Annotated in this window: 11 protein-coding genes; 5 read left to right on the top strand and 6 right to left on the bottom strand. The window is 41.9% G+C overall.

The features are described 5' to 3' along the window. Positions 1-55: 55 nt before the first annotated feature. The 4 genes from C5469_RS23335 to C5469_RS21725 form a co-directional block, all read right to left on the bottom strand. Positions 56-406 carry a hypothetical protein gene (locus C5469_RS23335; protein WP_207629301.1) on the bottom strand — a complete coding sequence of 117 codons (351 nt, stop codon included), beginning with the start codon at positions 404-406 and terminating at the stop codon, positions 56-58. Next, a complete protein-coding gene (locus C5469_RS24615) occupies positions 406-624 on the bottom strand; it encodes a DUF262 domain-containing protein (protein WP_207629299.1) in 219 nt (72 codons plus the stop codon). Before C5469_RS24615 ends, C5469_RS23335 begins: the two co-directional genes overlap by 1 nt. A 452-nt stretch (positions 625-1,076) precedes the next feature. Next, positions 1,077-1,406 (bottom strand): endoribonuclease MazF, encoded by a 330-nt coding sequence (gene mazF, locus C5469_RS21730; protein ID WP_166310681.1) that lies wholly within the window; start codon positions 1,404-1,406, stop codon positions 1,077-1,079. After that, positions 1,406-1,651, bottom strand: a complete 246-nt coding sequence (locus tag C5469_RS21725) for an AbrB/MazE/SpoVT family DNA-binding domain-containing protein (protein ID WP_166310679.1) — start codon at positions 1,649-1,651, stop codon at positions 1,406-1,408. The genes mazF and C5469_RS21725 overlap by 1 nt, the downstream gene beginning before the upstream one ends. A gap of 258 nt (positions 1,652-1,909) precedes the next feature. Here C5469_RS21725 and C5469_RS21720 point away from each other — a divergent pair, with 258 nt between their 5' ends. Both C5469_RS21720 and C5469_RS21715 read left to right on the top strand, forming a co-directional pair. Continuing rightward, positions 1,910-2,533, top strand: coding sequence for an AAA family ATPase (locus C5469_RS21720; RefSeq protein WP_166310677.1), 624 nt, complete (start codon positions 1,910-1,912; stop codon positions 2,531-2,533). A 69-nt stretch (positions 2,534-2,602) separates the two neighbouring features. Beyond that, positions 2,603-2,839: a plasmid partition protein ParG gene (locus tag C5469_RS21715; protein ID WP_166310675.1), complete on the top strand. Its 237-nt coding sequence runs from the start codon at positions 2,603-2,605 to the stop codon at positions 2,837-2,839. Between the two features lie 406 nt (positions 2,840-3,245). On the opposite strand, the gene C5469_RS21710 is transcribed toward C5469_RS21715, so the two are convergent. Beyond that, entirely contained in the window at positions 3,246-3,623 is a 378-nt protein-coding gene (locus C5469_RS21710; protein WP_166310673.1) for a type II toxin-antitoxin system VapC family toxin, read from the bottom strand. Further along, complete coding sequence (locus C5469_RS21705) at positions 3,623-3,826, bottom strand: type II toxin-antitoxin system VapB family antitoxin (protein WP_166310671.1); 204 nt, start codon at positions 3,824-3,826, stop codon at positions 3,623-3,625. Before C5469_RS21705 ends, C5469_RS21710 begins: the two co-directional genes overlap by 1 nt. Positions 3,827-3,924: 98 nt before the next feature. On the opposite strand from C5469_RS21705, the gene C5469_RS24610 reads away from it, so the two are divergent. The 3 genes from C5469_RS24610 to C5469_RS21685 all read left to right on the top strand — a co-directional run bounded on the left by C5469_RS24610 (position 3,925) and on the right by C5469_RS21685 (position 6,366). Further along, entirely contained in the window at positions 3,925-4,353 is a 429-nt protein-coding gene (locus C5469_RS24610; RefSeq protein ID WP_422615877.1) for a conjugal transfer protein TraH, read from the top strand. Beyond that, positions 4,350-5,042: a conjugative transfer protein MobI(A/C) gene (mobI, locus tag C5469_RS21695; RefSeq protein WP_422615876.1), complete on the top strand. Its 693-nt coding sequence runs from the start codon at positions 4,350-4,352 to the stop codon at positions 5,040-5,042. Before C5469_RS24610 ends, mobI begins: the two co-directional genes overlap by 4 nt. Before the next feature lie 304 nt (positions 5,043-5,346). Next, a complete protein-coding gene (locus C5469_RS21685) occupies positions 5,347-6,366 on the top strand; it encodes a plasmid replication protein (RefSeq protein ID WP_422615875.1) in 1,020 nt (339 codons plus the stop codon). Positions 6,367-7,707 lie beyond the last annotated feature (1,341 nt).

Raw genomic sequence — 7,707 nt, 5'->3', positions numbered from 1 at the left:
TCAAGAAATTTAGTGGGATTGCACGCCGGAAACGCCGAAATGCACATAATGAGTTTTAGTATTGATGCGGAACTGTGCAATAAATAGGCTTAGCGTAGGATATTTTCCGTTTTCCAAGCGGACCCCAGTTAACACATTCAGAAACTATTTTATCTATATATACAGCCCTTAACAGTCTTTCTTTTTTATTATTAACAGCCTCACTTGCTGCCAATTTATAATCATCAGGAAGATTATTTGAAAAATAATTCAGTTTTTCCTTAAGTAAGGATACATTAATAATATTTTTATTTCTAACACTACCTACAATAGACAAGAATAAAGTAAAAAAATTAGCTTTCTCATCACCATCTAATTCATTAAAATATTTATTTCTCACAGGAAACTTATCATCAATAAATTCCATTATTGCATTATTGCATTTATTCTTTGCTGTCCATCAACGATACAAGAAACTGTTATCATTCTATCCACATCAATTTTCCCTTTCGATATAAATATTTGAGGAAAAGGATAACCAGACAATATTGTATCAATAAAATCTACTTTATGTGCTTCTCGCCAGACCAAATTTCTTTGAAAATATGCGTCTGGTATTAATTTTTTACTACGAATATCATCCACTAAAATTTAATAAAGAAACTGAACGAACCCTATAATCTATCATATTACCCTCTCTCTATATTTTTCAATTATATCAGATTGTTTAATTTCAAAAGAGCATTATGATTAATAAATAACTTATATGCCAGAATTTATATATTTAAATAAACATCTATAATTTTTTAGACAACTTGTAAAAAAATGAGAAACAATCTTCTTTTTCAGGGCAATATGGCATTAAATCCGGTCTAAATATTCCTTTAGAAATGCAATTTTTATATTGCGAAAATTTCGTGGGGCAATCGTTTAAATTCCCTCCGCATCAGAATTAATGAGTGTCGTTAAAAATATACCAATGAAACAATATGTTATGTCAATATCCGCTTATCAGGAGCATAAGTAATTATTTGTTGTGAAGATAACATCCAAAATAGGATCTAATGAGGCTCTAACGTCTTAGATTGAATTATTCATTATCCGATTAGTGCCTTTGCCTTAGCTCTTATTTGTGCCAATTCTGAAGCATTTACAATCCCTTTTTTTGTGACTTTCCTAGCTCTCCAGTCTACGCATGTAACTTGATCGGAGAGAGCGTAGCTATCGGACGCATTAAGTTCAACTTCAAAGGGATAGCCTTTTCCTTGCGTTGTACAAGGTACACAAAGTAATAGTCCAACTTTGTTATTATAAGCGAATGGGCTGAGAACAACAGCAAGACGATGCCCCCCTTGTTCATGTCCTGCTACGGGATCAAAATCAATCCAAATCATATCTCCTGAATCTGGTACGTAACGAGAAACCATTAGATTAACTCCCTTCCTACTGGAGCCCCAAAATCAACTTTTTCATGAATATTCTTTGCTGTGATTTCAGCCAACAGTAAATCTAAAGAATACTCTTGTGCTTTTACCGGAGTGATAATAATGCGACCATCTTCTACAGCCACATCTACTGTATCGTCAATATTGAGTGCTGCACTTTGCATAATAGCAACCGGAAGTCTCACTGAAGGGCTGTTACCCCATTTTTTAACAATAACTTGAGCCATGTTACCCTCCTTTTGTATCGTCTATGTTGATACAATAGCACGCACCTCTGTAAGTATCAACATTGTTGATTCATTTAGGTGTGTGATATAGATATTTTCTTTATATATTACGTTTATAGCACAGGCTTATTGGATAAAACGATATTAGTAATGCTAGCACACATAAACACAAATGTGTATTTACACAAATACACATTGATTAAATGTTAGCTTATGCACATAATAGTTAAAACACATTTACACAAATGAGGGTTGCGAGTGAAAGTCATATCATTTTTGAATCCTAAAGGTGGATCTGGCAAAACCACCACCGTTATAAACGTTGCTACAGCTATGCGTAAGGCTGGTTATTCCATTGCTGTTGTCGATACTGATCCACAGTTAAGCCTTACGAATTGGTATGAAGAAGGTCACTGTGTGTTTGATGTATTCACGGCGGCAAGTGAAAAAGATGTTTATAGTATTCGCAAAGATTTAGTGGAATACGACTTTGTTATCGTGGATGGAGCAGGCTCTCTATCTGTAATAACATCAGCGGCGGTCATGGTTAGTGATTTAGTTATTATACCTGTTACACCTAGTCCCCTTGATTTTTCAGCCGCTGGAAGCGTTACATCAGTCTTAGAAGCACAAGCGTACAGCCGAAAAGTTGAAGCCCGTTTTCTGATCACTCGAAAAATTGAGCAAGCATCAATGTTAAGTGTGTTAAAAGAAAATCTCAAAGAAACCGGTATTGCATCGTTTAAAACAGCAATATCTCAAAGACAGAGCTATATAAAGTCTATACTTGATGGTCAAAGTGTCTTTGAAACTAATGATGGTAATGCGAAAGGTGAAATTGAAATTCTGACTAAAGAAATCATAAAAGTGTTTGAATACTAAACACACAATAACACATTTGTGTATATACACATACGTGTATGAAGTGAATACTATTTAAGAGATATTATAATGGCACTCGAAAAAAGAACCCCAAACCAAAATGCCAAAATGAAGTTCGGTGAAAATCGGGATTTGGATAAGATTTTGAATAATAAAGAAAAAACAAAGCGAGTTAATGTAGATCTGGATAAAGATATACAGATTCGCTTTAAAGCTGCATGTGTTAAAAACAACACGACAATGAAAGAAGTTATCAACGAATACGTTTTAAAATGGTTAAATGAAAACGAGATTAAAAGAAAATGAGGTTAAAAGAAAACGTATAAAATATTGATATTAATCGTAATATTTGAAAACTAACGGGGTGATTATTCATCATCCCAGTGTTTTATTATGCTATCTGTAAAATCTAAATATAGTCCACCACCAAGATCTTCTATATATTGCTTCCTATTGCCAGAAACATAGTCACCTCTACTTAAGGAGCGTGGTGTAATATTGTCCGGCTTACACCCCTAAATTGGGAAATTTGCCACATAATGCAATGGCTGAAAGTGAATGAACTTTTCAAGAAAATGACCGTAACTCCCATAGATAGGGGGCATAGGCGAAAAAATACTTTAAGGAGAGCCAGGAGCTGACTCGGGGTTTCTATGGTTCCGTTACTCCTCAAACCCCAAATCCCGCTGAAAAAATAATTATAAGTTTCCGGTCAATGAATCGGCTGATAACTCACATTAAGACGTTTAGCCAATCTCTCAAGTCGCTTATCTAATGTCCAAAGTCTTGCTCCTGGCGTTATTAAGGTTGATGCCAGCAACGTAATATCAATAAAACCACATCCAAGCCCGTACAGTTTTTCGTTTTCAATAAATGCCATCACTTCGGCAGTACTGGCCTGATGGCTCGGTGGTAAGAGACCTAGATCACCAAGTGTTCGCAGTCTTGGAGCCGGAGGGGTACCACATGCTATCTCTGACAATACCATTGGATGAATCAGAACCAGATCCCGGCTCAGCAACTGAATCAACCCGTCATTCCGGTTTTTGAAATGGTCAACCCAGACGGATGTATCAACCAAAATAGTCATTATACGGATGGCTCCTCGCGGCGGCGGGGGATCATCTGCATTTCAGGCGATGTACCGCCGAGCGAAGCGAGCCGCTTTGCCGCCTGCACCTGAACAAATGTTTTCACCGCTTCCCGGAAAATATCAGCTTTGTCCATGCTAGGATCGGCCATTTCCAGCGCCTGTGCATACAACACATCATCAATCGTGACAGTAGTTCGCATTTGATTACCTCATTGATTCAGATATTGATGTAATATTGCATCAATATCTGAATCAATGCAAGAGCATAAATCATTAGGGGCAAATAGGACAAGGACCAATGTCCCTGCCAGAGCTAAGTCACAGGATAGCTGATTGCGGTGGTGTGGACCTCTTCAGAGGCTCACTCTCATTCATCAACGCAGACCAGATAGTGCAACTTCTTCAGGCTGTAGCGGCCAACGCCAAAGGTTACGCATTCCAACTTGCTCTGGATAACGCCTTCCCGGATGGTGCGAAATGGATTGAAAACTTCCAGAGAAAAGTTCAGGCCCTAAACCAACACTTGGGTAACTCCTGTCAGCTAGCTCAAGGGATCGTAAACAACTTAACCAGTAGCATGGACGTGCAGCACAACGTCCGCGACCATCCCTGGAGGCGATCCGGTTCCACACCGGCCACCCATTTTTTTGGAATATTGGCATGTTTTTCCAATATATTTGGAATCTTTAATGGGAAATTCACACAACAAAAAGGGCAGTCAGAATGAAGGCATCAACATTCCAGATAGATAGAGGGGTATTTGACAAATTCCAAAGATGGGTTAGCCTACACTCAGAGTTAGATTCCAGTAGTGGAATATTTAGGTCAAAATTCCAGATAGATGGTTATGTGGATAGGAATTGGGAGGGTTTTAAGGTGAGTCTACCAACGGAGCGATGGCTAGATCTACTAGATCCGAAGCTCGAAGAAAAACGATCCGAAATCACAGAGGATCTGCCAGAGGCAGAGGGTAGAGAGTTTGTCGCAGAGGTACGAAACAAGCTCGATCACGCCTTAGCGGTGCTCGCAGTAGAAGCTCAGCAGGAAGCAGACATGTACTGGAACGCACACAAGTCGGCGCGTGAAGATGCCCCTGAGGACGAACAAGGGCGAGTGGGAACACGAGTCAGGATTCTCGGTGTATCACTCGTTGCAGAGTGGTATCGCAACAGATTTGTCGAGCAAGTCCCCGGTCAAAAGAAAAGAGTTCTATCGACACATATCAAGAAAGGGCGAGGCCACGCATACAGCATGTCGCACTTCAAGAAAGAGCCAGCTTGGGCACAAAAACTGATCCAGCAGGTAGAAGGTAGGTATACCGCGTTAAGACAACGAGCCACGGCCTTAGCAAAAATTCGCAGAGCACTCAACGAATACGAGCGCCTGCTAAACAAGACACATAGCGACGAGGTGTGACAGCATCTATAGCAGCCACAGAACTGGCGAAGCTGGGCAAATGCGAAGCGATGATCAAGAAGTCAGCGGCCCATCCTCTCCCTACCCCGGCAAAACGTTCACAATCGCCCCAGGGGACCGAAAACACCCTGTGAGGTGAGTTTGCCCATTTCCGTTATGAAGAGGCAGCCCTGAGCTTCATGAGCAGAACTGCGGGGGTAAAGCGCCGTATCTACTAGCCTGCTTTTACAGCCACGGTAGCATTGAGAGTATTGACACTGCTGGCGGCATGGACCACCAGTTAGAAAGTATCAACGGAACAATCATGAGCAGAAGAACCAAAGACAAAGATCTGGAGAAACTCGATGTAATCAAGGACTCACCGCAAATGAGCTTGTTCGAGATCATCGAATCTCCGGCCAAGAAAGATGACTATTCCAACACCATCGAAATCTACGACGCGCTACCCAAGTACATCTGGGGCCAGAAGCGCGAGCATGAAGATCTCTCCAACGCTGTCGTAACGCGACAATGTACCATCAGAAACCAGCAGTTCACCGTGAAAGTTAAACCGGCCATCATCGAGAAGGATGACGGAAGAACCGTGTTGATCTACGCCGGGCAACGAGAGGAGATTCTGGAGGATGCGCTACGCAAACTCGCTGTGAACGGTAAAGGTCACATCATCGAAAGCAAGGCTGGCGTCATGTTCACTCTGTACGAACTCCAAAAAGAGCTGTCAAAGATGGGCCACGGGTACAATCTGAACGAAATCAAGGAAGCAATTCAGGTTTGTCGCGGCGCTACACTCGAATGTATCAGCAACGACGGCGAAGCCTTTATCAGCTCCAGCTTCTTCCCGATGGTGGGACTAACCACCAGAGGCGAGTTCAGGAAGAAAGGCGGTAACGCACGATGCTACGTGCAGTTCAACCCTCTGGTAAACGAATCGATCATGAACCTGTCGTTTCGTCAGTACAATTACAAGATAGGAATGCAGATCCGCTCCCCTCTTGCCAGATACATCTACAAACGCATGAGCCACTACTGGACTCAAGCCTCCCCGAATTCGCCTTACACGCCATCACTCATCAGCTTTTTGACCCAGAGTCCTCGTGAACTGAGCCCCCGGATGCCTGAAAACGTCAGAGCAATGAAGCTTGCCCTAGAAGCTCTCATCAAGCAAGAGGTTATCAGCGACTATGACGCCAACCAGGTAAAAGATGGCCGCAAGGTCATCGACGTGCAGTACGTCATCAGGCCCCATGAGAACTTCGTGAAGCAGGTGATGGCCTCCAACAAACGCAAGCAGCAAACAGAGCTCAGAGCCATTAAGCACGCATGATAGACCACGACATCATAGATGAGCCACAGCCAAGGGTAGATAGCCTGGAGCGCTAGAAAACGCTCCAGAGGCTCTATATGTGGGATCGTTGCACGATTGACTAACAAGAACAAAGACTGACAGATCAGGACAAACCATAAAAAATCCAAAAAGTGATCATGCTCACACAGAAAGCGGCCAAAAGTTATCCCCATTTCCTGTGCATAAATGGGGTTTTGGTATATGGGAACGCTGCCCGATCACATGTGGGTTTGCTGCACGGTGCAAAAATTGACCAATTTTGATATATGGGAGCATTGCACGTTTGCAATCAAATATATGGGACCGCTGCACGGAGAACAGATCGGCTATGTGGGAACACTGCACGAACGCTCTATTTTTAAAGGATCTTGTGGAAAAAATGGGGATTCCGTGTGGATAACAGTGGAAAAGATCAAGGGGTATATGGGAACGCTGCACGGCAACCTATGGGTTTGTTGCACGGAACTATATGGGTTCGTTGCACGGAATAAGTCGTAAAAATATAACTATATCAATGCGTTGATCGTGTTTTTAGCTCGCCTAACCTGTTTTTAACCATTTTTTAATCCTTTATTCAAAGATCTAAAGATCTTTATATTTATCCTTATGAAAATTGAATAAAAAACAAACAACTCTGTTTTCTTAGAAAAAAGTCTCGTATATGAGGCCAAATACGACGAATACCACTAACACAAAGTAACCAGACTCATACACCACAGTTTTGATCAACGACAAGAGAGTGGGGTGAAGCGGTATCCATTCGGCAAGAAGCAAATAAGGCATTGATGAGGACAACATCATCTTGGTGGAAAAACCTACGGCCAAAAAGATGACTGAATGACACCGAGAACTGGAAGCCGTCCTTATGACGCTGGACGACTGCCAGATAGAATGTGATGGGATGACTTGGGCAGTGCCATCTGCTGAATGAGGCCGGTATTCAGCACAACTCATCGTTGCCAATGAGAGAGATAGAATTGACGCCTTAATCTCCGATTATTGTATTCCCGAAAATGAAGCGGGCAGGCAATGAATGTGATTGAGTTTATCGCTCGTTTTATGCTCTCGAAGTACAAGGCCATAGGAGCCTCTGTGACGCTCTCTTTCAAACTCTGTGGCATCACCATCAAGTAGGTCATCAAAACTTCTTAGAGAGCGTTTGGATGCGTTTCTGAGGCGAATTGCAACCAATAGGGGTCCGCTTGGAAAACGGAAAATATCCTACGCTAAGCCTATTTATTGCACAGTTCCGCATCAATACTAAAACTCATTATGTGCATTTCGGCGTTTCCGGCGTGCAATCCCACTAAATTTCTTGAT

The organism is Photorhabdus cinerea, assembly GCF_011189575.1.
Classification (GTDB): Bacteria; Pseudomonadota; Gammaproteobacteria; order Enterobacterales; family Enterobacteriaceae; genus Photorhabdus; species Photorhabdus cinerea.
Note: the sequence above shows the minus strand (reverse complement) of the source record. Positions and strands in the feature narration are given on the sequence as shown.

Excerpts from the sequence above, each read along its gene's own strand:
- C5469_RS23335 (WP_207629301.1), bottom strand. The coding sequence starts at position 406 with ATGGAATTTATTGATGATAAGTTTCCTGTGAGAAATAAATATTTTAAT.
- mazF (WP_166310681.1), bottom strand. The coding sequence starts at position 1,406 with ATGGTTTCTCGTTACGTACCAGATTCAGGAGATATGATTTGGATTGAT.
- C5469_RS21725 (WP_166310679.1), bottom strand. The coding sequence starts at position 1,651 with ATGGCTCAAGTTATTGTTAAAAAATGGGGTAACAGCCCTTCAGTGAGA.
- C5469_RS21715 (WP_166310675.1), top strand. The coding sequence starts at position 2,603 with ATGGCACTCGAAAAAAGAACCCCAAACCAAAATGCCAAAATGAAGTTC.
- C5469_RS21710 (WP_166310673.1), bottom strand. The coding sequence starts at position 3,623 with ATGACTATTTTGGTTGATACATCCGTCTGGGTTGACCATTTCAAAAAC.
- C5469_RS21705 (WP_166310671.1), bottom strand. The coding sequence starts at position 3,826 with ATGCGAACTACTGTCACGATTGATGATGTGTTGTATGCACAGGCGCTG.
- C5469_RS24610 (WP_422615877.1), top strand. The coding sequence starts at position 3,925 with ATGTCCCTGCCAGAGCTAAGTCACAGGATAGCTGATTGCGGTGGTGTG.
- mobI (WP_422615876.1), top strand. The coding sequence starts at position 4,350 with ATGAAGGCATCAACATTCCAGATAGATAGAGGGGTATTTGACAAATTC.
- C5469_RS21685 (WP_422615875.1), top strand. The coding sequence starts at position 5,347 with ATGAGCAGAAGAACCAAAGACAAAGATCTGGAGAAACTCGATGTAATC.